A 21,866-nucleotide genomic window follows, 5' to 3' on the forward strand; every position below is an offset into this window, starting at 1 on the left:
TCGATGGTCTCGGCCGTAACGCTTCTTTGGGGAAATGGAAATGCCACTCACCCTTATCAGCCCTGCGTTTCCGGCGGGCGGGAAAATCCCTGAAAGGTATACCCGTGACGGCCAGAACGTCTCGCCGCCGCTGAAGTGGTCCGGGGTTCCGGATGGTGCGAAGAGCCTTGTTCTTGTCGTGCAGGATCCCGACGCGCCGAGCGGGACCTTCGGGCACTGGGCGGTGTTCAATATCCCGCCCGATGCCAGCGAGCTAGCCGAGGCGCAAGATGGCAAGCCAGGTCCGTCGGCACTTCGGCAAGGCACCAACGATTTCGGCAATGCCTATTACGACGGCCCACAGCCGCCGGTGGGACATGGCGTCCATCATTATCATTTCCGGCTGGCCGCGCTCGATGTGCCGAGCCTCAGTGTGCCGGGACAGGCGGGCGTGCAGTCTGTCTGGAAGGAAGCCCAGAAGCATGCGCTGGAGCAGACTGAGCTGGTCGGAACCTACGCTCGGTAACGTCGGCCGTGTCAGTCGCCGCCTTTTTTACAGCGCGGCCGGGGCAAGCGGTTTTCGAGCCGGGCCGTGGATGACCGTGCCGTCGGCGGCGAAAATCGAGCCATGACAAGGACAATCCCAGGTGTTGTCCGCGTTGTTCCAGGTCACGGTGCAGCCCTTGTGGGTGCAGGTCGCCGAAACGGGGTGGAGTACTCCTTCAGTGTCTCTCCACGCCGCGATCTTTTCGTCACCCCTGACGATCACACCGCCCATGCCGGGCGCTATGTCGTCGACGCTTGAGACAATCGATTGGCTGCGGCCATTCCTATGAAAGTCCTCGGGATAAGACCGCGCCGGATCATAGAGCTTTTGCCATGGGCTCGGCCGAGCGCAGATCAAATCCGCGATCATCGTGCCTGCGGCCGTTCCATTGGTGATGCCCCAGGCGTTGAATCCCGTGGCAATATGAAAACCGGAGGCATTGTCCGGATCGGGTTCGCCGGCATATGGAACTCTATCGGCCGTATCATAGTCCTCGTTACACCAGCGCCACGCAACGTCCCCAACTGGAAGGCTCATTCTTGCCCATTGTTCCAGCTCGACGAACCGTTTCGCCACGTCGCCGTCCTGGCCCGTGTCGAATTTGGGGCCGAGCGCGACCAAAAGCGGGCCTTCGGCATCGCGGCCGGTGCGGATGGAATGCGTTGGATCGTCGATGCCGATGAACATGCCGTCGACAGCAAGAGGGTCATCGATCCGGAACGCCATGGCAGTGTGGCAGCGCGGCTGGGTCCGGTTCGCCATACCGACGGGACTCTTCACCGTCATGTTGGTGGCGACGATCACATGCTCGGCGTGAACGGTGCCGCTGTCGGTGACGACGCGCCAGCGGCTTGCCTCGCCGATCGAGATCGCGCGGCTGTTTTCGAAAATCCGTCCGCCACGGGCCGTCACCGCTTGAGCCAGGCCAACCAGATACATCGCCGGATTGAACTGCGCCTGGTCTGAAAAACGCAGAGCGGCGGCCGTTTCGAAAGGGAGCGGCGCGCGCTCGAGACAATCGGCGTTCAGCCCAACTTGCCGCGCGGCCTCTGCCTCGGCCACGATCTCCGCGCGCCGGCTTGCATCGCAGGTGTAGGTATAGGCGTCTTTGGCCTCGAGATCGCAGGGAATGCCATAGTTGCGAACCCATTCCCGGATCTGGACAGCGCCGGCGGAATTCGCATCGGCATAGGCTCGCGCCAGGTCCCGGCCGAAGGTGTCGATGAGATGGTGGTAGATCAGCGCGTGCTGGGTCGTGATCTTGGCCGTCGAGCGGCCGGTCACCTGGCCGCCTGTCCGCAGGCCTTCGATGACGATCACCGACCGACCGGCCTCGCAAAGGCGAAGCGCCGTCGTGAGCCCGACAATCCCGGCGCCCACGACAACGGCCTCCGCATGGATCGAGCCCTCGAGCGGGGGATAATTCGTAGCGGGGGCTGCCGCCACCCAACAGCTTCCCGGCTTTCCTGAAAGAATGGCCATTTTACCGGCGTCCCATGCGTTCGAGGCATCTCCACAACCCGCGCCGACGCGAAAACGTTCCCGGATTTACGGCGCGCACCATCGGGTTACCTGAGGCAGGTGTCGCAAGCCGCTTGGCAGAGCCCAAAGAAGAGTTCGAGACATAGGATGATCCGCATCCAGTATTCTGGCGACAAGCCAATTCGTACCTTGTTTTCCCCTGTGCAATTGCGAACAATGGCATGGATTGATTCGGAGCTTGTCTATGCACGCACTGCAAGCGGCCCTGGCTGCGGTGATCTTGAGCACTTCAGTCAGTTCTGGACTCGCCGATGACAATTCTCCCTTTATTTATTTTGCGACCCAAGACCCTTTCACAGACGGTCTGCCGACCAAGAATGATGTTTATGTCTTTGGTGGCGTGTTTGCGAGCGGGGCCTTCGGGGGCACGATCAATGTTTTTGGTGCCGACTACACGGACAACTATATAATCGGAGCTGCATACGGTCGCGATCTCGTCGATATAGGCGCTGGTTTCGTTCTTGGTGGCGTCACCGGCGCGGCCATAAGATTTGGCCAGGACGACGATACGTCTGGCGAACTTTGGGCCGGAGCGCGACTTCGCCACCAGGGCCTTGTCATTGGTGATTTGGCGATTGCGCCTGCACTGACAGCTGGATTCAGTGCCGTTACAGGCCCTACCGAGATCGAGCGCAATCGCGAAATCCGCTACGATGGCGATGCATCATTCCTCGGCTTCGTTGGTGCGGAGCTTTCTTTCAGAGTCAGGCAAGCTCCCAATGTCGAACTCGTCTACCAACTCCACCATAGATCCGGCGCCGACGGCACAATTGGCGATATGAAAGAGGGTTCTAATGCGAACACTCTTGGAATCCGTTATCGCTTCTAAGCTCGGTGCTATAGACCTTTTTACAGGGGACTACGCGCCGCCCACCCTGTTGGCTCACGGTGAGGACGGCGACACTCTCGTGAGGTCGCACGATGGACCATAGAATCTCAAGGTGGGGGCGGGCTATAGCGCCGACTCACCCTCAGGCTATGTCCTTCAGAGTGTCCAGCGGCCCTTTCAGTGCAGACCTGGGCTGGATCAACTCTGGCGCAATCAGGAAGGTCTGCGGTGCCGTCGGCGGTTCATCCATCAGCTCGAATGCCTTCGTGATCATCGCCTCAACGTTCTGCCGCACCATGATTACGGGGAAGGGCAGGAAGGAGCCGAATGGGTCATAGTCGTAGCAACCGACGACGAGCTCGCTGAACATTTCTGCCGGCCGGCCCGCCATGAAACGCAGCAGACCTTCCATATTGATCGACGAATTGATGAACAGCGCGCGCGGCAGCTTACCATGGCGTTGGTAAAACGCCTCGAAGGCACGCAAAGTTATATCGGGCGAATACCCGGAGGACTTCACACCGTCGTCAGGGTCGGCGCCCAGCAGTGCTTTCTTGGTCGCATGGAAAGCGGCGATGCGTTCGCGGCTCGCATGGTCGTTGCGGCCGCCAAACAGAAACAGCTCGTCCGGCCGCAGAGGATCGTCGTTGCCGAAGCGGCGGATGATTGCCTCCGTCAGCATCCGCGCGCCCTCATAATTGTCGCTGATCACCGAGTGCGCCTTCGCTCCCGGCAGGTCGATGTTGATATGCCTCAGCCCCGCCGGTTCGCACACCTCGTGCACGCCGTCCGGATCGGTGGCGCCGACGATGAAGAGCTGGTCGATTGAATAGGAGATCAGCGTCTCCGCGGTCCGCCGTTCCTCTTCCGGGTCGCGGCTGGCGCTAACCACGACCGGGCATTGACCGCGGCTGCGCACATGCCCCTCAAACGTCTGTGCCATGGAGGAGAAGTAGCGGTTGTCGTGGACGGGCAGCATCAGGCCGACCAGGCCCGATCGCGAGCGTCGCAAACCCCGTGCCTGCAGATTGGTGGTGTACTGGTGGAGTTCGGCGAGGCCGAGAATTGTTTGCGCCGTAGTTTCCTTGATGCGGCGCTTGCGCCAAGTGCCGTTCAGCACGGCGCTCACGGTCGACGGCGAACTGCCCGATAGCACGGACAGGTCATAGATCGTCGCCTTTTTCTTGACCCGCTGATCCATCTGGCCCTCCCGCGCGTCTTTTTAGAGCAAATATCCCGCTTGACGAGAGCTTCTCGATGCATAATAGTTCCTGCACCATCGATTGTGCAAGCGGAAACCGGTGGATAATCGACGGGGAACTGCCCGTGTTTTTCGGGGAGGTTTCTAACGGCCGCCGTCATTCGACGGCTCGAGTGTGTTCCCACTAGGAACGTTATGGGAGGAGTACAGATGAAAAAGCTCATGATCGCGGCGCTTGCCGCGACCCTTTTGCTTGGCGGATCGTTGGCTGCGATGGCACAGCAGGCCGGCAAGGTCGGCGTCGTCGTAAAGATCGGCGGCATTCCGTGGTTCAACGCTATGGAGGCCGGTATCAAGGAGCGCGGCCAGAAGCTCGGCGTCGACGCGTTCATGGTTGGCCCAACCAGCGCCGATCCGGCACTGCAAGTTCGCGCCATCGAGGATCTGATCGCACAGGGGGTCAAGGTCATCGGTGTGGTGCCGAACGATGCCAAAGTGCTTGAACCAGTGCTGCAGAAGGCCAAGGACGCCGGCATCATCGTCATCACGCATGAATCGCCTGGCCAGAAGGGCGCCGATTGGGACTTCGAACTCGCATCCGCGACCGGTTTCGGCGAAGCTCACGCCAAGCTCCTGGCGGAGAAGATGGGCGGCAAGGGTGAGTATGCAGTGTTCGTCGGCTCGCTGACGGTGCCGCTGCACAATGCCTGGGCCGATGCGGCAATCGAGTATCTGAAGAAGAACTATCCCGACATGAAGCTTGTCGGCGAACGTTATGGTGTCGCCGAGGATGTGGACAAAAGCCGCAGCACTGCGCTTGACCTGATTTCCGCGAATCCCGGCTTAAAGGGCTTTCTGGCCTTCGGCAGCCAAGGCCCGATCGGCGCTGGCCGCGCAATCGAAGAGCGGCGGAAGGTGGGGGAAATATTCGTGCTCGGCCCATTCTCGCCAGGCCAGGGCCAGAAGCTCATCAAGAACGACGCGATCTCCGGCGGCTTCATGTGGAATCCGAAGCAGGCGGGCGAGGTCTTCGTCACGCTGGCCGACCATCTCATGAAGGGCAACGAGATCAAGGACGGCGATACGATCGAAGGGCTAGGGACAGTCAAGCCCGACTTTGAAAACCGTAACATCATCGTCGATCAGCTGGTCCCAATCAACAAGGATACTGTCGACGATCTCGCGGCGATGGGCCTGTAGAGCCTCCCAAGGCTACGGCAGCCGGGCTGGCCTCGAGCCGGCCCGGCTGTAGGATTGCAAACGGGATTGAATCCAGGGTTTCAACTCGATGGCTGATCAGGCACTCGATGGCGCCACATCACGGCCGTTGCTGTCGCTCCGCAACATCAACATGACGTTCGGCGGCGTGAAGGCGCTGAAGAATGTCAGCTTTGAGGTGCTGCCGGGCGAGGTGCATTGCCTCGCCGGCGAGAACGGCTCCGGCAAGAGCACGCTGATCAAGGTTATTACGGGCGTGTACAAGCCCGAGGCGGGCGCCGTGATCGACTATGATGGCCAGAGCTACTCACATATGTCGCCAGTTACGGCGCAGGCCGGCGGGATTCAGGTCATTTGGCAGGACCTCGCCCTGTTTCCCGAGATGACTGTCGCCGAGAACATCGCGTTCCAGACTGTCATCGGCCGCTGGCCGCGGCTGGTGAACTATGCCGAAATGCGCCGTGTCGCGACCAACGCCCTGCAACGTCTTGGTGTTACCCTCGATGTCGATTTAGCACTCCACCATTTTCCCATCGCACAGCGGCAGATCGTAGCAATCGCGCGCGCCCTCGTCGGCGAGGCGAAGCTCGTCTTCATGGACGAGCCGACGGCGTCGCTCACCCAATCCGAAACCGACTATCTGCTGGACATTGTGCGCAATCTGTCGGCGTCGGGCGTCGCCGTTGTGTTCGTCAGTCATCGGTTGGCGGAGGTTCTTGAAATCTCCAGCCGCGTCACCGTGCTGCGCGACGGCGCCCTGGTAGGCGTCTATCCAACCAAGGGCCTGACCCAATCGCGCATCACCGAGCTGATGACGGGCAAGACCTTCGACTATTCCGTCCTGCATCGGGATTTGAGCAAGAGCCCGGTCATGCTTGAGGTCGAGGGACTGTCGCGGCCCGGCGAATTCCAGGATGTGTCCTTGGCGGTCCGGCGCGGCGAGACGCTCGGCATCACCGGGTTGCTCGGGGCAGGGCGCACCGAGCTGGCGCTGACTTTGTTTGGCATGCGCAAGCCGAAATCGGGCTCTGTCGTCCTGGATGGCAAACCCGTTCGCTTCGGTTCCAACCGTGACGCGATCGCCGCCGGCGTCGCCTATCTTTCGGAAGACCGGCTGTCGCTCGGCCTCATTCAGCCCCAGGCAATCGCCGACAACATGGTCATCGCCTCGCTAGACAAGATCCTTTCGAGCGGTTTCATTTCGAGCGATCGCAAGCGATCTCTGGTCAATCGCTGGATAAGGGATCTGGGCGTCAGGATCGGAAAGCAGGACGACGCGATCTCGACCCTGTCAGGGGGAAATCAGCAACGTGTCGCAATTGCAAAATGGCTGGCGACCGATCCGAAGCTGCTTATCCTCGACGCACCGACAGTCGGCGTAGATGTCGGCGCGCGCGCCGGCATTTTCGACATCGTTTCCAAGCTGGCGGACAGCGGCCTGGCCATTATCCTGATCTCGGACGAGGTGCCTGAAGTCTATTTCAACGCGGACCGTGTGCTGCACATGGCTCAGGGGCGCATTGTCGGCGAATATGCACCGGGCGCTACCACCCTCCAGGCGATCGAGGAGGCGGTCTATGCGTAGGTTTGTCCGCTCCCACGCAACGGAACTGGCTTTGCTGGCCGTAATCGCAATCATCTGCGTCTTCCTTTCGTTCGCGACAGACCGGTTCTTCACCCTCGGCAACGCGTTTGACCTTCTGAACACCAGCTCGGTCAACATCATTTTCGCCGTCGGCCTGCTCGTCGTGCTGGTCGCCGGCGGCATTGACATTTCCTTCGCGGTTGCTGCCTCCGTTGTGCAATATCTGACGGCGACCGTCCTCGGCTGGGTCGGCGGCGGCAATTGGATTATCGGCGTCATCATCGCTGGCGCATTGGGCGTCGCGTTGGGCTGCATCAACGCCTTCCTGATCCACAGCTTCAGAATCATTTCGATCGTCGCCACGATTTCGACTTTCAACATTTTCTTCGGCTTGCTGATGTTCTTCACAGGCGGCGTGTCGATCTACAATCTTCCGGACTGGCTCACCAACCGTGTCGTGCTGTTCGAGCGAGAGATGGCTGACGGCAGCTGGGCGGAAATCACCCTACCTGTGCTCATTATGGCTATCTGCGTGTTCGCGACCTGGGCGTTGATCACGCGCACCACCACTGGGCGCCAGCTCTACGCATTTGGCGACAATCCGGAGGGGGCGCGCCGCTTCGGCATCAATATTGGTGCCATGCAGTTTATTGCATTCGGCTGGCTGGGCCTGATGGCGGGCATCGCCGGTCTCGTGCAAGCGCATTACGCGCAGGAAGTGGTGCCGAACGCCCTTTATGGTCGCGAACTCGACGTCCTGGCAGCCGTGGTCCTTGGCGGTGCGCGGCTCGGCGGCGGCAAAGGCAGCGTGCTCGGCTGCATTCTGGGCGTTCTGTTGGTCTCGATCACCCAAAACGGACTCAATTTGATGGGTGTATCGCCTTTCGCGTTCAAGATGATCGTCGGCGCCATTATTCTTGCCGCCATCACCCTGTCGAACACCAGCATCGAACGCCTGCTACCGTTCCTGAAAAGCCGGCGGGTGCCTTCATGACGCTTTTGATTGAACGCGCCCGCAACGCGCTCGGCCCCGAACTGGCAGGTCCGCTCGCCGCGTTCGTAGCGGTTATGGTCGTGTTCGGCTTTGCCGCGCCGAACTTCTTTTCCCGTGCCACCTTTGGATCGGTCGCCTTCCAGCTGCCGGAACTCGGCCTCCTGACGCTTGCCATGCTGCTGCCGATCCTGACCGGCGGCTTGAACCTGGCCATCACCTTCACGGCCAACATGGCCGGCCTGACGCTGGCTTGGGTACTGCAAAGCCAGGGAGGCGTCGAAGCAGGCATCGGCGCCTTTGTCCTTGGCTCGGTCCTTGCCATCGCGGTCGGAGCACTGAGTGGGCTGATCATGGGGCTCGTCATCGCCTACACCAAGGCTCACCCGATCCTGGTCTCGCTGTCGATGATGATCTTCCTGCGCGGTCTCGGCGAATTCCTGACGCGCGGCGGCGACGTGTCCGGCATTCCCGGCTTCTTCGCGGCGATCGGCTACGGTTCGATCTTTGGCATCCCCGTACCGTTGCTCATCTTCATCGCTTGCGTGCTGATCTGGCATGTCTTGCTGACGCGCATGAAGCTAGGCTTCAACACCTACATGATCGGCTCCAATATCGAGGCTACGCGCTATTCCGGTATCAATACGCGCAAGGTGCAGGTTCTCGTCTACACATTGTCCGGCGCGATGTGCGCGGTTGCCGGCATCATCATGCTGGCGCGCTTCAATTCGGTGCGTGTCGGCCACGGCGAGTCTTACCTGCTGATCACCGTGCTTGCCTGCTTTCTCGGCGGCGTCAATCCGTTCGGCGGCTTCGGTCGAGTGATCCCGGTCTTCGTTGCGCTGGTCGTGCTCCAGCTTCTGTCCTCGGGACTCAATCTGATGGGCGCAAACCAGCATCTTGCGACGGCGGTCTGGGGCATTTTGATGATCACGGTGATGATCCTGCGCTGGCTTGCCGGGCGCCTCAAATTCCTAAACACAAACAGAGGATGAGTTAGATGCATGGTTTTGGGGTCCACACCTCGATGTGGACGATGAACTGGGACCGGGCCGGCGCGGAGAAGGCGATCGCGGCTTCGGTCAAATACGGGATGGACTTTATCGAGATCGCGCTTCTGAACGCGCCGGCGGTCGATGCCGCGCATACACGCGCCTTGCTCGAAAAGCACAATCTTCCTGCCGTTTGCTCGCTCGGCCTGCCGGAGCGCGCCTGGGCCTCGGTGCGGCCGGATGCCGCCATCGAACATCTCGAAGAGGCCATCGACAAGACGGCGGAAATGGGCGCGCTGGCGCTTTCCGGCGTGATTTTCGGCGGTATCGGCGAACGCACCGGCGTGCCACCGACCGAAAAGGAATACGACAACATCGCGCATGTGCTGACCGTCGCCGCCAAGCACGCCAAGAAGCGCGGCATCGAACTCGGAATCGAGGCCGTGAACCGCTACGAGAACCATTTGATCAACACCGGCGCGCAGGCCGTCTGGATGGTCGAGAAAATCGGGGCCGACAACATCTTTGTTCATCTCGACACCTACCATATGAACATCGAGGAGAAGGGGGCAGCCAATGGCATTCTGGCCGCCCGCGATCACCTGAAGTACATCCACTTGTCCGAGAGCGATCGCGGCACACCAGGCACTGGCAACTGCCCCTGGGACGAGATTTACGCAACGCTGGCGGCGATCGGTTTCAAGGGCGGACTTGCCATGGAAAGCTTCATCAACATGCCGCCGGAAGTCTCCTACGGTCTCTCGGTCTGGCGCCCGGTCGCGAAGGATGAGGCCGAGGTGATGGGCAATGGCTTGCCGTTCCTGCGCAACAAGGCTCGCCAATACGGTTTGATCTGACACGATGGGTGAGGGGCAGAAGGCGGACGGCGCGAGGATCGCCGTCTTCGATGTCGGGAAGACCAATATTAAGCTCTCCGCGATGACGCTCGACGGCGTGCTCGTGGAGAGCCTCTCTGTCCACAACGAAGTGCGGCCCGGTCCACCTTGGCGGCAGCACGATCTCAAGGGCATTAGCGACTGGCTGTTCGGCTCGCTTGCCAGTTTGTGCCGTCATCATCCGCTGGAAAAGGTGGTCGGCACCGGACATGGCTCCGCGGGAGTTCTGGTGAACGCAGATCCCGACGAGACGTCCGCCCTGCCGATGATTGACTACGAGCAGGATCTGCCAACCGCAATTCGCGATGGCTACGCGCCGCTTTCGGGCGATTTCTTCGATCGCGGCAGCGCGATCATGCTAAAGGCCGCCCACCAGGCGCGCCAGCTGTACTGGATGCAGCAGGTTGATCCGGAGCGCGTCGCTCAGGCTCGCTGGTATCTGGGCTTGCCGCAATATTGGGCCTGGCGGCTGTCAGGCGTGCCATCGGCCGAAACGACGATCCTCTCGGCGCAATCGCATCTATGGAACAATGTGCGCAAGCAGTGGTCGCCCATTGTCGCGGGGCAGGGGTGGCAGCGCCTCATGCCACCATTCCATCCGGCCTGGGGGACGTTGGGGCCAATCCGGCACGATCTGGCGCGCCGGCACGGCATACCGGAAAAGCTGTCTGTCCTGACTGGCGGCCACGACAGCAGCCTGAACCTCTACCGCTACCAGGCGGCAGGCATGCGCGACGCCTGCGTGATCTCTACCGGAACCTGGATTGTCGGAATGTGCGCAGCGACACCTCTCGACCAACTCGATGAAAACCGCGGAATGGTGCTGAACAGCGACGTGACGGGAGGCCCGGTCGGCGGCGTTTTGACCATGGGCGGACGAGAGTTCAGTCATGTGGCAGGACAGGGGCAAGAAGAAACTGCGGCCGACGCTGCGCTGGTCAGCTTGTTGATTGAGCGCGGCACCTTCGCATTGCCGTCGTTCGGCGACGATGACGGCCTGTTTCCCGGCAGCGCTGGGCGCGGCCGGTTTGAAGGGCCGCCTGCAGAAACCCCTGCTGAGCGCAAGGCGCTCGCAGTGCTCTATGCCGCGCTGCTGACGACCGCATGTATCGATGCGCTGAACGAAGACGGGTTGGTTGCATTGGATGGCACCTTCCTGAGGGATCCGCTCTACGCCACGTTGGTTGCCGCGCTGCGGCCAAACGCCGAAACGGTCTACAACCTCGACTCCTATGGCACCGCTTCGGGTGCGGCGTTACTTGGCGAACATGAAACTCGTGACACGCCGGCTCCCATCGCACTCAGCCGGCCGACTGCCTTTGCCGGCGACCATAACGCGCTCGCAGCCTATGCACAGCGGTGGCGCGAACTGGCGAAGCGAAACGACTTGCAACAGGGCAAGACCAGCAAAAGGGACAATCGATGACCGATGACAGCGCTCTGCGCCGCGAGATGGTGGATGTTTGCCGCCGGATGAACTCCAGCGGTATCAACCAGGGCAATGCCGGCAACCTGTCGGTGCGCTGCAGCGACGGTTTCCTGATCACGCCCTCGTCGCTCCCCTACGACACGATGAGGCCCGAAGACATCGTCGAGATGGGCTTTGACGGCACCTATGTCGGCCGACGGCCCTCCTCGGAGTGGCGCTTCCACCGTGACATTTTGAGGGAGCGGCAGGAGATCAACGTCGTGCTGCATTGCCACTCGCTCTACGCCACGACGCTGGCCTGCCATCACAAGACGATCCCGAGCTTCCACTATATGACAGGAGTGGCTGGCGGTACGACGATCCGCTGCGCGGAATACGCAACCTTTGGCACGCAGGCCTTGTCCGACAATGCCTTGGTTGCACTCAAGGATCGCAACGCCTGCCTGCTTGGCCAGCACGGCCAAATCTCGCTTGGCAAGACCATGGAAGCGGCGTTGTGGCTGGCGAACGAGGTCGAAACCCTTTCGCGCATGTATGTCCAGGCGCTTACACTTGGTGAGCCGCCCGTCCTTTCCGACGAGGAGATGGCGCGGGTGATCGAGCAGATGAAGAAGATGAGCTATGGCCAAGCGCCGGATCCGGAGGGAACGAACGATTTGGCACGGCCGCGCGACGCTGCGGTCTAGCGCTGCTCCGGCAGATTTTGGTGGCGAGAGGTCTGTTTTTCCCGGTGGGCCGCAATAAGCTCGACAGTGGCAGGAGAAGACTAAGATGTCCCCCCACGTTGAATCAAATCGTTCAGCAAAAGCAGCAACGCGCCGGCAAAGACAGCCGCAGCCGCGTCGTCCAGCATGATGCCGAGTCCACCCCTTACCTTCTCATGCACGACGCCGATGGGCCAAGGCTTGACGACATCGAAAAACCGGAAGGCAAGGAAACCTGCTGCCCACCAGACCGGGTCGAGCGGCAGCATGGAAAGTGTTGCGGCGGTGCCGAAGGTCTCGTCAATGACGACGATCTGCGGATCCTCCGTCCCGGTATGGGAGACGACATGCGACGACGCCCATACTCCCACGGCGAATAAGGCCATATAGGCGAGCACGATCAGCCAAGGCGATGCAGGTATCAGGACCGCGGCAAGAGCCACTCCGACGCCCGCGCCGGCCGTGCCCGGCCATAACGGAGAGAATCCTGCGCCGGCAGAGGTCGCGAGCAGGTAAGCAAACTTAGGCAGAAATTTACGCATGGAGTTTCGGACGGCTTCCCCGTGAATTGTAAATAGGCATTATAGTCACATCTTTCGGGTTACTGCCGGTAGACTGAAGTCGATGTGCGGCGGCAGACACGACGGACATTGCAGAAATATCGGAACAACATCGGGCGGTTATCGCAGCGACCGGAGTTTTTGTGTTTCGCCGACAGCTTGACAGTTCTCTGGCTACCTTAATCCATTGGCCGCATTCGCCAAAGAAACGCTGCTGGTTGAGCTGGGCCTGATCCGGTCTCGGCCGCGCTGACCACCTCGGTCGGCGCCGACGGGCTGGAACGAACCCACAATTTGCCGGTTAAGCTTCGCGGAACGACATCATCAGAGGAGCCAAGTCATCATGATCGCCGGTCTCATGAAACGTCGTATCGACCCGCTATGGGAGCACGCCGCTTCTCCGCTGATCGGGATCGGCATGACCCCGAACCAGGTTACAGCCGGCGGTCTGGTGCTCGTCGCCCTGTCGTGCGCCGCCTATGTGTACCACCAGTCGAGCCTTGCCTTTGGCGTTTGCCTCGCGTTGGCCTTCACCTTCGACGCGCTGGACGGTGCGGTCGCCCGTCGGAGACATATGAGCACCAAGGCCGGTGGCTATTTCGACGCCATGGCCGACCGTTATCAGGAACTTGCCGTGTTTGCGGCAATAGGCTGGATCGCCGATCTGTGGGCGATCGCAATGATCGCATTCGCCGGCGGAATCCTCACCAGCTACGCCAAGGCGCGGACGGCGATCGAAATCCCCATAGAAAACCAGGCGTGGCCGGATTTCTTCGAACGGATGGAACGCCTGGTGTTCATTTGCGTGCTGTTAGTCGCCGATGGATTGGCGATCGCCATGGGCGCCGCTTCGCCTTGGATTCTCACGGGCGGGTTCGCGCTTTACGCACTGCTGGCAAACGCCACAGCTCTGCAACGGATCAATCGCGCATTTGCCATGCTCAAACGAGCGGACGCGAAGCAGCCGTGAGACAAAATCCCATACTGGTTTGGGCGGCGGAAACGCGAGGCGCTGTCGCGGGCACAGTCGGGTTAAAACAATCCTCCCGCGGCCTGCGTCATCTCTGGCCATAGCGAAGTTGCTGACCCTGTGGGCGAGATGTCCGCACCCTCATTAGACCGTTTCGAGCCGGCTGAACCGAACCGGGATGAGTTTGCGAGTCTTCAGTTGCCCTACCGAATCCTTGTCGATGACCGTCAGCAACTGCCCTTGTTCAGGGCCCACAGGCAGAACCAGGCGGCCCCCCGGCTTGAGCTGCTCAAGCAAAGCCGGCGGCGCCCGCCCAGCCGCGACGGTGACTAAGATCTTATCGAATGGGGCGTGCTCGGGCCAGCCGCGAGACCCGTCACCGACACGAATGCTGATATTGGATAGACCGAGGGCCTGCAGGAGAGTCTCGGCGTGGCTTGCGAATTCCTCGATGATTTCGACGCTCCAAACGTGCCCGGCGAGTTCCGCGAGGATTGCAGTTTGGTAGCCCAGGCCGGTGCCGATCTCGAGCACCGCCTCGTGCGGCTGGAGAGCAAGGAGGTCGGTCATGAGAGCGACGATGAACGGCTGCGAGACGGTTTTGTCGAAGCCGATCGGCAGTGGCATGTCCTGGTAGGCATAAGGCGCGACCGAGCTTGGTACGAAGAGATGGCGCGGCACCCGCTGCATCGCTGCCATCACCCGTTCATCGAGCGCCGCCTTGCCGAGTTCTTCGCTTGCAAGGTCGGTATGGATTGCAATCATCTCGACCATGTGTCTGCGTAGAACTGCGAGGTGTTCTTCATTCATTGGCTTCATGACGGTGGGGCTTTCCTCAACCAGCTTGCTGCCAGATAGGCTTATATCCTGTTCGTCACAGCAACGCCCGCCATCGTTTCCGGTTGCGGGTGCCCGCGGCGACCGGAGGAAATTTTGGCGTTGCGTTTTGGCATCGGCGGCGGCCCCGGAGATCCCGTGCCATGTCGCCATAACGGGTATGTCCTGGATCGCGGTGATCGAACAATGAACGGGTGCATTGCGTGCATGCGTGGGCAGCCGGCGATCTCGACCGGGGCGTTGTCGTTGTAGTAGTGGACGCCTGTTTCACCGAGCGAGGCTGCGACTGCTGCATGGCTTCGGGCAGCGGGAATGCCGCGACGGGCGGTTCGGGAGGTTTCCTCACTCACCTACACAATCGGAGTTCCTAAATATCCGGCTAAAGTCCGGAGGCCGCTACTTTATCGCTTCCAGGAGTGCTGAGTGGAACTCGCCGGGGGCCTCTGCCTTGCCGCTCGGCCGTCGTGGTTGAATCCTCCCATCAGCTAAAGTAGAGAAATCTGATGGAACTACCAGCCTGATGTGCCATTTTACCACGTCGTAAGAGAAGACGAAGGCAAATGAGCCAGCACAATGCCACTGTGATAGGCGTCGTGGTGCCCATGTTCAATGCCGAGAGAACCATTCTCCCGACGCTGACCAGCATCTGCCAGCAGAGCCACCAGGCGCTGGACATTATCGTAGTGGATGATGGGTCGACGGACCGGTCCGCGTCAATCGTGGCCGCCTATGCCGAGCAAGATCGGCGTATACGCCTTTTCAGGCAGCCGAACGCGGGTGTTGCGCACGCACGCAACAGCGGCGCCGCTGCCACCGATGCGGAGTTTCTAGCGTTCGTGGACGCGGATGATCTTTGGGCTCCATCCAAAATCGCACTGCAACTGCGCGTCCTGCAGGAAGGAGGCTCGTCAGCTGGCCTGGCATATTGCTGGTTTGCGGAGATCGACGAGGACGGTCGGATATTTTCATTCAAACAGCCCGACGCCGATGGTCGCGTGCTGCAACGCATGTGCAGAAACAACTTTGTCGGTAACGGAAGTTCGATGCTTGTACGTCGCTCCGCATTCGAGCGGGCGGGACAGTTTGATCCTTCCCTGAGGGCGAGGAACGCACAAGGCTGCGAAGATCTTCTATTGTGCCTCAGAATAGCGGAGAATTACGAGTTTCGTATCGTGCCCCAACATCTTGTGGGTTACCGGAGGACGATCGGCAACATGTCGAGCGATGTCATGCAGATGTTTCGTTCGTATGAAATTGTCCTAGCCGAGTTTCGCGAGAAATATCCGCAATTTGGGAGCGATCTCAACGCCCATCTGCTTGACACGATCAATGGGCTTGCCGTGAGAGCTTTGATTCAAGGGCGGCCTTCCGCAGCCTGGTACCTGTCGAAGAAGCTCTTTGTCCTGGAGCCGCGCACGGCCATTTCACGTCTGCCTCACACGATCGACGTCTGCTGCCGGGGGCTGGTTCCTCGCTGGATCAAGGTTCGAGTGAAACGGATGCGAAACGCCGAGTCTCGGCCTCTTTATGGAAAGATTTATCTGGAGAGGTGAGTGCGTCCCTGTTCGGGCGTACCGAGCCCAAGTTGTTGAAGCTAGATGCTTGATGCCAGGCTTTGGCGGCGCACGCGACAGTCACGTCAGTGCCCGGACCCTGAGCGGCCACCAGAACGATCTTGGCCCGGACCACTTTTCCATAGGACACGTGCAACTACGCGCCGCCTCTATACAATACTTAGTTGTTTAATTCGCGACCGCCGCTCCTGATGGGGCCTTCAGCGTAATTGTGATGGTGTCACCCGGAGCAAGCAGAGTATCTTCAGTCGCCTCGGTCGTCGCTGCTTGTCCGTCAGTGGAGCGGGTTACACCGATCGTAATTCGGTCCCCTTCGCCTACAAGGTCGCTGCGCATCTGCATCACGTAGGCGATTTGTTTGGTCAATGAATCCATCTCAGCGCGCATTTGCGTCATCGCCGCGCGTTCAGCCTGCAAGTCAGCCAACAGGTCAATTCGACCCTGGTCGATAAGCTTATCAAGACTGCGCTGCAAATCCCCTTGGTCGCGTTCGAGTCGAGCGATCTCAGCGTTGGTTTGCAACGCGCGGGTCGCTGACAAGAGCACTGCGCGTTGAGCATCGTTGACCCTCGTGATCTGGATCAGACCTTTTTCGAAGAGCTTCTTGAGGCGATCAAGTTCCGCTGCATCTGCGGCTGCGCCCGCTTGATCCGCCTTCTGCTGCTCCTTCAGGTAGCCCATTCGCTCCGCCGCCTTGGTTGTAGCCAACCTAATCGAAGCGCGCTCTTTCTCCTGATCCGCATAGACAGCTTCAAGATGCTTCCCCTCCTGCTGCAAAGCTTCGTCGCGACGAGGTTCGAGGCTCGGGTCACGTTCTGTGTCCGGAACCTCAATCGCTCTGGCGCCGCTCAGCTGCGCATCTATGCGAGCAGCCTTGATTTCGCTTTCCTGGTACTTGATGCGCAGAATGTGGAGGCGGCCGCCAAGGTCCGCTGCTGTCATTTCAGGGTTTTGAAGCTCACCGCGACCGAGCTGGTAGCCGCCGCCAGCCGCCACAGCCTGTCGGACAGTCATGCCTGGTCTGAAGGCCTGAGTCCCAGGAGAGGCAATGTCCCCGTCAATATAGACGGGTCTGTATTCCTCAATATCAACTACAATCTGATCCGGGTAAAACCCAGTCCAAGTCTCAGTGCCGTCGGCGGATCGTTGTGGAAGGGATTTTGGTTTTAAACCCTCAATTACCTCCTTGCGAACATCCTCTATTGTCTTCCCGAGAACGGTTAGGGGGCCCAGGACCGGCAACACGATTACACCGCTTTGGTCGATGACAGCTCGCTTTTGCATCTCGGGATAGCCTAAGACAGCGAAGCCGATCACGTCGCCAGTCTGCAGACGGTACTCGCCGGCATTGTACTCCTCCGCTAGGGCAAGGCCATTCGACGCATTCGCGTATGCGAAAAACAAAAACACACATGCGAGCGCAGCGCAGCTGCCTGCCCGCATCCAGCGCACCGATCTATTCAACATTCGCGATCACCCCGCAATGTTTAAGCATGACGTCGACGCAGACCTTTCTCACAACGCCATTCCTTTGAGGCGAATTTACGCTCTGAACAACGGCAACAAGGCAGACCGACAGGCATCTGTCGCGGGTGATCCGCGCGGTGTCGGCCGCGATACGATCACTTTTCCGTCATCGCCATTGACCGAGCTTCTTCTAGCTCTTTGGTCAGCGTTCCGACCGAGATAAACGCCATGTCGCGAGCCATCGCCTGGAGCTCTGCCACCTTGCGGACACCTTAGGGTCGGCCAGGAGGCGAGAGGCTTCGGACCAGATGGTTTCTGGCTTGGTGTTCTCCCTTACATCGAAGGCGCTCCGGTATGGTTTGCCCTGTTGCCGCACTCGACACAGGCCAGCGCGAACGCTTCCCGCTTTGCAGTTAATTCGCTCATGTGGGGAGATTTTTCTTTGTTATGATTGTCGTGCTGCTAATTGGGGACGCAGATGACAAAACCTAAATTTCATCCGCCGAGGCGAAGTTGCGCCATTTGCGCGACGTGATGAACAACCTATCCCGTATTCGCGGTCGGAGGTCGAGCGGATATCAGGCGGGCGGGTCATGCTAATGATAGTTTCGTGAAGACCCTAATGCTACTCTCCCTCGGAAGGGTGATTTAGGCAGAGCGCGGCCAACTTATTATCTTAATATCTTGCTTTGCACGTCATCTCCTTAGGAGGGCAACGTGACCGCGATTTGGTTTATGACGTCGGTATGCATAATGGCGATGATACGGCGTTCTATGTGAGCCAAGGCTATCGTGTGGTGGCGATTGAGGCAGACCCTGCGCAAGCGGAAGCACAGCGAAAACGTTTTGCTGCTGAGATCGAGAAGGGCCAAGTTCACGTCGTTGAGGCTGCGATTGGGCCAAGTCACGGACAATCCTCATTTTGGATCAGTAGCAATCCCGAGTTCAACTCGTTCGATAGGCAAAATGCGGAGATGTGCAACAACACTTCTCATGAGATCCAGGTCACTTGCCGACCGATGAACGACATCTTGGCCGAGTTTGGAACACCCTTTTACCTCAAGGTTGATATCGAGACTGCAGATCATTCCTGCTTGGAGGCACTTGACCCAAACGATCTCCCTCGATTCGTCTCGTTTGAGAAGAGCGTTTGGAGGATCTGTTCTTTATGCACAATCTCGGCTATTCGCGTTTCAAACTGATTGCGCAGGAGGATTTTCGGCAGCTAAGTTATAGCCCCGATCAGGCCAACAAATGGTCACGAAATCTAAGACCATTGCGAAGTCGTGTTCGACGTATGCTGGGTCGCTGTGCACCAGAGAATGTTGCAAAGAAACATTCTGCCTACGGCTCCTCGGGTCCATTCGGTGATGAGACTGATGGCCCGTGGCGGCAAATGAAGGAAGTTGCATTTACGTGGCTTGCCTTTGATCTTGGCCACACCGGTGATCCTGACCCTGTCTGGCATGACTGGTTTGATGTGCATTGCGCACGCTAACAAGGTATGGCCCCGGAGGGGAAAGCCATCCGTATGAAATAGCCCGAATGAACCGGACACGATCTCCATCTTGATAAGGGATAGGAGTAATGTCGTGTCTATGACTGGTAGCATTCCGAAGATTGAGATCCTGAACGGCCGCGAGCGACGGCGGCGGTGGTCGACGGCCGAGAAGCTGTGGATGGTCGAACGGGAGTTGGTCGCCTGGAAGCAAGCGTCCTGGCACAGGTTGGGCGTCTTTATTCGCACATGCTAATATATCGTCGCCCTGACCCGTTCCGATATGTTATGATGGTTAACGCGCTGAGGCCTGGATAGCCAAGGAGCGCGCCACGTCAGCGGCTGCGAGTGGGACGGCGATGTCCTTTTTGCTTTTTTTGCGAGGCCTTGTCATAGTACTGTTGGCATTCGCCATCAGTATATATTTGCTCACCGGCTCCCTCTGGGGCACGTTTGTCCAGACGTTAATTTGTGGGATCTTGATACAGATTGGGTACTTTGTTGCTGTCATGCTGCTAGTGTGGCGCTCGGTCTCCAAAGAATCGGTGACTCCGAAGTCACACATCGCGCGATGAGTCCGAAAGGGAGCAACTGCCGAGCCACTTAGTAAGTGAGGCGGGCCACGCTCTGCCTTTATAGGCTCTGGCTGCTAGAGCAGGACGATCAGCAAGATGACACCCCACACCACGAAACAAAATGTAACTGCAGCCTGTCTTATTCGGGCACCGGAGAGGCTTTCCGCGAGGCGCCAGATGCGCGCAGGACACTTGCGGTGATCGTTAGCGCGCGTCTGTGATCGACGAGCCATTCCCGTTTCCCGCAGGACAGGCTCAACCCGAGCCCGGAATCTCTTGCTCAGATGTTTTGCCATTTGGCAATACGACTCAATTTCTTCCTTCAATTGGAGCTTACGACATGCAGCGGAATTTCGGCAGTCGGATCATGGGCCGCGTGAGGTTTCGTTTATAGCATCGAGGCTAGGAGTTGCGCCTTGACGAAGAGCGGGCTGATGCCCGCCCCGAGCGGTGTGCCTGTGCTTCGCGGGCGTCGATACTGAATTTGCAGACATTTAGTCAGATAATGTGGTATGGTGTTTGTCGTTACCAATGCGCTGCCAGTCTCATCCCACGGGTTTGAAGGCTTATGCTCCGCGAAGTTGAAAAGCACCCGGATTCTGCCTTCACATTCGGCGATCCTCAGTGGGGCACGATTGATCTCGAAACCCTCGTGGCGGCAGCGCAACGGCAGTTGAGGTTCGTCCTTACATGCGCGCTCGCAGGACTTGTGCTGGGGCTGGCGTATCTTTGGGCCGAGGTGCCCTTGTACGAGTCGACCGCCAGAATCCTGATCGACAAGAACCAGCCTTCCGTCGTGACGAAGTTAACAGAGAGCGGAAGCTCCGCACCGCTTGACCCGATGATGCAGAGTCAGGTCGAATTGTTGCGTTCCGACCGCATCGGGCTAAAAGTCGTTGACAGCCTCGGTCTTGCTACCGATCGCTCTTTCTTGTCAGCGCCATATTCATTGCTCAACAGTCTCACAGGATCGGTCGCTCGGTTGGTTTGGCCATTCATCGGCAGTTCCGAAGCAAGCGGAGCGCCGGTGAAATCGAGTGCCGCGCGAGGATCCGATCCTCGATGGCAGGCACTTGGCATTCTGGCTGAGAATGTAACGGTAGCTCGCGTAGGAGATTCTTACATTCTGCAAGTCCAATTTCGGTCGCCTAGCGCCGAAATGGCGCAAAAAATAGCCAGTAAGTATGCAGAAATCTATATCTCTGACCAAGTCGGAGCCAAAGACGAGTCGATTATCCGAGCTCGCAGCGCACTGGCGGAAGAGCTCGAGACGGTGCGGAAGCGATCGGTCGATGCCGAGCTCGCAATCCACAGGTTCCGAACAGACAATACGCTGACCAAGGAAACGCTGGTTACCTTGCGCCAGCTCGAACTTGAGGCGTCCTCTCTGAAGTCGCAATATGAACAGGTCCTGCAGCAGTACCAAGCGAGCCTGCAGAACCTTTCGATGGCATTGACGGAGGCGCGGACTATCTCGGAGGCACCATACCCCAGCAGACCGAGTTCTCCGAACAGCAGTCTTACGTTGGCGTTCTGCGTCGTGCTCGCCGGCATGGTTGGCGCCGGTGTGGGCGGAATTCGGGAGTACCGGGAGCGCTTTTTCCGCACGACGGCTCAAGTGCGCGATGAGCTCGGACTTCAGACGCTCGGAATGATCCCTTTGCTGGACGGGAAGCCAATTCGCCGAAACAAGCACGATCGTGCGGCCGGAGAGCCGTCATTCATCGAGGTGGGGAACAGCGCTTTCAACTGGGTAGAGCAACATCCGCGCTCGGAATTCGCTGAAGCGATGCGAACCGTGAAAGTCGCTGTTGACGTCGAGTTCCCAAGGAAGAGCACCAAGGTGCTCGGCATCGTTTCTTGCCTCCCGGGAGAAGGGAAGTCTCTGGTCGCTGCTAATTTAGCGATGGTTCTTGCTATGCAGCGTTGTAAGACGTTGTTGATCGATGCCGATATCCACAATCCTGGATTGTCCCCTATGTTAGCCAACGGCTGGGAACGAGGCCTGGCCAACTTATTGGCTGGAGAATTCAATCCGAGAGACTTGCTGGCCCATCAGTCATTGCCATTGAGGTTCTTGCCCGGCGTGAACCAGAGCCAACATAAGCTCGCAAACACCGTGCAGCCTATCGAGAAAATGGGCGACTTTCTGCTCAAGGTGGGCCCTATGTTCAATTACGTTGTCGTTGATTTGCCCCCGTTGGCTCCAGTCGCGGACGTGAGGTCCTTTGTCCAGCACCTCGACGGCCTTGTTCTGGTTGTTGAATGGGGTGTGACCGCTCGTACATTCGTGCGCGAAATTCTCAACAACAACCCGATCCTGGCGGATAAATGCATCGGCGTTCTGCTCAACAAAGTCGATATCAAAAGAATCAGGCGGTACCAAAAGTTCGGCAGTGCCGAATTTTACAGTGAACGTTATAGTCAATATTACCAGGCCTAGTTGTGGAGCAGGCATTGTTTTGTCTTGAG

Annotated in this window: 19 protein-coding genes; 14 read left to right on the forward strand and 5 right to left on the reverse strand. The window is 59.0% G+C overall.

The features are described 5' to 3' along the window. Positions 1–40: 40 nt before the first annotated feature. The gene (locus tag ACWUKX_RS06845) at positions 41–505 is read left to right on the forward strand and encodes a YbhB/YbcL family Raf kinase inhibitor-like protein (RefSeq protein WP_095519842.1); all 465 of its coding nucleotides are present in this window, start codon (positions 41–43) and stop codon (positions 503–505) included. A 27-nt stretch (positions 506–532) separates the two neighbouring features. On the opposite strand, the gene ACWUKX_RS06850 is transcribed toward ACWUKX_RS06845, so the two are convergent. Next, a complete protein-coding gene (locus ACWUKX_RS06850) occupies positions 533–2,008 on the reverse strand; it encodes an FAD-dependent oxidoreductase (protein WP_456005142.1) in 1,476 nt (491 codons plus the stop codon). Positions 2,009–2,252: 244 nt separating this feature from the next. Between ACWUKX_RS06850 and ACWUKX_RS06855 the strand changes: the two genes are divergently transcribed. Further along, on the forward strand, positions 2,253–2,897 hold the full coding sequence (locus tag ACWUKX_RS06855) for a hypothetical protein (RefSeq protein ID WP_456005145.1): 645 nt from the start codon (positions 2,253–2,255) through the stop codon (positions 2,895–2,897). Between the two features lie 142 nt (positions 2,898–3,039). Here ACWUKX_RS06855 and ACWUKX_RS06860 read toward each other — a convergent pair whose 3' ends face one another. Further along, positions 3,040–4,098, reverse strand: coding sequence for a LacI family DNA-binding transcriptional regulator (locus ACWUKX_RS06860; RefSeq protein WP_287335315.1), 1,059 nt, complete (start codon positions 4,096–4,098; stop codon positions 3,040–3,042). A 210-nt stretch (positions 4,099–4,308) separates the two neighbouring features. Between ACWUKX_RS06860 and ACWUKX_RS06865 the strand changes: the two genes are divergently transcribed. The 7 genes from ACWUKX_RS06865 to ACWUKX_RS06895 all read left to right on the forward strand — a co-directional run bounded on the left by ACWUKX_RS06865 (position 4,309) and on the right by ACWUKX_RS06895 (position 11,895). Next, on the forward strand, positions 4,309–5,298 hold the full coding sequence (locus ACWUKX_RS06865) for a substrate-binding domain-containing protein (RefSeq protein ID WP_456005147.1): 990 nt from the start codon (positions 4,309–4,311) through the stop codon (positions 5,296–5,298). A gap of 88 nt (positions 5,299–5,386) precedes the next feature. Further along, the gene (locus ACWUKX_RS06870) at positions 5,387–6,901 is read left to right on the forward strand and encodes a sugar ABC transporter ATP-binding protein (protein ID WP_456005149.1); all 1,515 of its coding nucleotides are present in this window, start codon (positions 5,387–5,389) and stop codon (positions 6,899–6,901) included. Then, positions 6,894–7,895, forward strand: coding sequence for an ABC transporter permease (locus tag ACWUKX_RS06875; protein ID WP_456005151.1), 1,002 nt, complete (start codon positions 6,894–6,896; stop codon positions 7,893–7,895). The genes ACWUKX_RS06870 and ACWUKX_RS06875 overlap by 8 nt, the downstream gene beginning before the upstream one ends. Continuing rightward, positions 7,892–8,887 carry an ABC transporter permease gene (locus ACWUKX_RS06880; RefSeq protein WP_456005153.1) on the forward strand — a complete coding sequence of 332 codons (996 nt, stop codon included), beginning with the start codon at positions 7,892–7,894 and terminating at the stop codon, positions 8,885–8,887. The genes ACWUKX_RS06875 and ACWUKX_RS06880 overlap by 4 nt, the downstream gene beginning before the upstream one ends. Positions 8,888–8,892: 5 nt before the next feature. Then, on the forward strand, positions 8,893–9,741 hold the full coding sequence (locus ACWUKX_RS06885; RefSeq protein ID WP_127209069.1) for a sugar phosphate isomerase/epimerase family protein: 849 nt from the start codon (positions 8,893–8,895) through the stop codon (positions 9,739–9,741). Between the two features lie 4 nt (positions 9,742–9,745). Further along, positions 9,746–11,206, forward strand: a complete 1,461-nt coding sequence (locus ACWUKX_RS06890; RefSeq protein ID WP_456005155.1) for an FGGY family carbohydrate kinase — start codon at positions 9,746–9,748, stop codon at positions 11,204–11,206. After that, positions 11,203–11,895, forward strand: coding sequence for a class II aldolase/adducin family protein (locus tag ACWUKX_RS06895; RefSeq protein WP_456005158.1), 693 nt, complete (start codon positions 11,203–11,205; stop codon positions 11,893–11,895). Before ACWUKX_RS06890 ends, ACWUKX_RS06895 begins: the two co-directional genes overlap by 4 nt. 80 nt (positions 11,896–11,975) lie before the next feature. Here the strand turns inward: ACWUKX_RS06895 and ACWUKX_RS06900 are convergent, their stop codons facing one another. Further along, complete coding sequence (locus ACWUKX_RS06900; protein ID WP_456005161.1) at positions 11,976–12,455, reverse strand: phosphatidylglycerophosphatase A family protein; 480 nt, start codon at positions 12,453–12,455, stop codon at positions 11,976–11,978. Between the two features lie 361 nt (positions 12,456–12,816). Here ACWUKX_RS06900 and ACWUKX_RS06905 point away from each other — a divergent pair, with 361 nt between their 5' ends. Then, complete coding sequence (locus ACWUKX_RS06905) at positions 12,817–13,443, forward strand: CDP-alcohol phosphatidyltransferase family protein (protein ID WP_456005164.1); 627 nt, start codon at positions 12,817–12,819, stop codon at positions 13,441–13,443. 144 nt (positions 13,444–13,587) lie between these two features. Here ACWUKX_RS06905 and ACWUKX_RS06910 read toward each other — a convergent pair whose 3' ends face one another. Further along, complete coding sequence (locus ACWUKX_RS06910) at positions 13,588–14,262, reverse strand: protein-L-isoaspartate(D-aspartate) O-methyltransferase (RefSeq protein WP_456005415.1); 675 nt, start codon at positions 14,260–14,262, stop codon at positions 13,588–13,590. Positions 14,263–14,840: 578 nt separating this feature from the next. Between ACWUKX_RS06910 and ACWUKX_RS06915 the strand changes: the two genes are divergently transcribed. After that, the gene (locus ACWUKX_RS06915; protein WP_456005166.1) at positions 14,841–15,833 is read left to right on the forward strand and encodes a glycosyltransferase family 2 protein; all 993 of its coding nucleotides are present in this window, start codon (positions 14,841–14,843) and stop codon (positions 15,831–15,833) included. Positions 15,834–16,022: 189 nt separating this feature from the next. On the opposite strand, the gene ACWUKX_RS06920 is transcribed toward ACWUKX_RS06915, so the two are convergent. Continuing rightward, positions 16,023–17,321 carry a polysaccharide biosynthesis/export family protein gene (locus tag ACWUKX_RS06920; protein WP_456005168.1) on the reverse strand — a complete coding sequence of 433 codons (1,299 nt, stop codon included), beginning with the start codon at positions 17,319–17,321 and terminating at the stop codon, positions 16,023–16,025. 728 nt (positions 17,322–18,049) lie between these two features. Here ACWUKX_RS06920 and ACWUKX_RS06925 point away from each other — a divergent pair. From ACWUKX_RS06925 to ACWUKX_RS06935, 3 genes are all read left to right on the forward strand, one after another. Beyond that, a complete protein-coding gene (locus ACWUKX_RS06925; RefSeq protein WP_456005170.1) occupies positions 18,050–18,523 on the forward strand; it encodes an FkbM family methyltransferase in 474 nt (157 codons plus the stop codon). Positions 18,524–19,178: 655 nt separating this feature from the next. Continuing rightward, a complete protein-coding gene (locus ACWUKX_RS06930) occupies positions 19,179–19,394 on the forward strand; it encodes an exopolysaccharide production repressor protein (RefSeq protein WP_127313762.1) in 216 nt (71 codons plus the stop codon). Between the two features lie 568 nt (positions 19,395–19,962). Next, the gene (locus ACWUKX_RS06935; RefSeq protein WP_456005173.1) at positions 19,963–21,837 is read left to right on the forward strand and encodes a Wzz/FepE/Etk N-terminal domain-containing protein; all 1,875 of its coding nucleotides are present in this window, start codon (positions 19,963–19,965) and stop codon (positions 21,835–21,837) included. Positions 21,838–21,866 lie beyond the last annotated feature (29 nt).

This window comes from Mesorhizobium sp. f-mel (genome assembly GCF_053850215.1).